This is a genomic window from Streptomyces sp. SP17BM10 (genome assembly GCF_036322405.1).
GTDB lineage: Bacteria > Actinomycetota > Actinomycetes > Streptomycetales > Streptomycetaceae > Kitasatospora.
Map to the genome: position 1 here is coordinate 1 of NZ_JAQYXB010000138.1, position 1,480 is coordinate 1,480.

1 protein-coding gene is annotated in these 1,480 nt (G+C 72.1%); it reads right to left on the bottom strand.

Annotated elements, in window-relative coordinates; all coding sequences use genetic code 11:
• A partial coding sequence (locus PUR71_RS00505) for an amino acid adenylation domain-containing protein (RefSeq protein ID WP_329924280.1) occupies nt 1–1,466 on the bottom strand: 1,466 nt, incomplete at its 3' end.
• Between the last annotated feature and the right edge of the window lie 14 nt (nt 1,467–1,480).

The window sequence follows — 1,480 nt, forward strand, 5'->3', positions numbered from 1 at the left end:
CGGTCGAGCTTGCCGTTGACCGTCAGCGGCAGCTGCTCCAGCGGGACGAAGGCGGAGGGGACCATGTAGTCGGGGAGCGCGGCGGCGATGTGGGTGCGCAGGGCCTCGGTGTCGAGGGCGGTGCCGGGGGTGGCCGGGACGAGGTAGGCGACGAGGCGTTTGATGCCGGGCTGGTCCTGGCGGACGACGACGGCGTTCTGCGCGATGGCGGGGTGGGTGCCGAGGACGGTTTCGATTTCGCCGAGTTCGATGCGGAAGCCGCGGATCTTGACTTGGTCGTCGGTGCGGCCGAGGTAGTCGAGTTGGCCGTTTCGGGTCCAGCGGGCGAGGTCGCCGGTGCGGTACATGCGGGTGCCGGGGGTGCCGTGGGGGTTGGCGGTGAAGCGTTCGGCGGTGAGGGCGGGGCGGTTGAGGTAGCCGCGGGCGAGGCCGTGGCCGGTGAGGTAGAGCTCGCCGGTCACGCCGGGGGGGACGGGGCGGAGGTGGTCGTCGAGGATGAGGGTGTGGGTGTTGGGGATGGGGGTGCCGATGCTGGGGAGGCCGGTGCCGGCTTCCAGGGGTGTGGAGATGGTGGCGGCGACGGTGGATTCGGTGGGGCCGTAGGCGTTGATCATGCGGCGGCCGGGGGCCCAGCGGTCGACCAACTCCGCTGAGGTGGCGTCGCCGCCGACGATGAGGCAGTGGAGGTGGGGGAAGTGGCCTGCGGGGACGCTGGCGAGGGCTGCCGGGGGGATGAGGGAGTGGGTGACGTGCTCGGTGGTGAGGACGTCGGCGAGGACGTCTGCGGCGAGGGGGCCGGGCGGGGGGACGATGAGGGTGGCGCCGGCGGCGAAGGTCATGACGAGTTCGAGGACGGAGGCGTCGAAGCTCGGTGAGGCGAACTGGAGGACGCGGCTGTGGGCTGTGACGTCGAAGCGGTGGAGTTCGGCGGCGGCGAAGGCGGCGATGCCGGTGTGGGTGACGACGACGCCCTTGGGGCGGCCGGTGGAGCCGGAGGTGTAGATCAGGTAGGCGGGGTTCGCCTGGTCCACGGCGACATCGGGACGCTGAGCCGACTGCCCCTCGACGGAGGGGAGTTCGCGGAGGACGAGTGCGGGGCGTGCGTCGTCGAGCATGTAGGTGATGCGGTCGGTGGGGTAGTCGGGGTCGATGGGCAGGTATGCCGCCCCCGCCTTGAGGACCGCGAGTTGGGCGATGACGATGTCGACCGAGCGCGGCAGCAGCAGCGCGACGGTGCTCTCCGTGCCGATGCCCTGGCTGCGCAGCCAGTGGGCGACCTGGTTGGCGCGCTCCTCCACCTCGGCGTACGTGAGGACGAGCTCGCCGCTCGCGATCGCGGGCGCGGCCGGGGTGGCGTCGGCGGCGGCCTCGAACAGCCCGTGGAACGTGGCGGGAGCCAGCTCGACGCTCTCGCCGGCCCATTGGCCGAGGACGAGCTCGCGCTCGCTCTCGCTGAGGACGTCCACGTCCCCGATCCGGA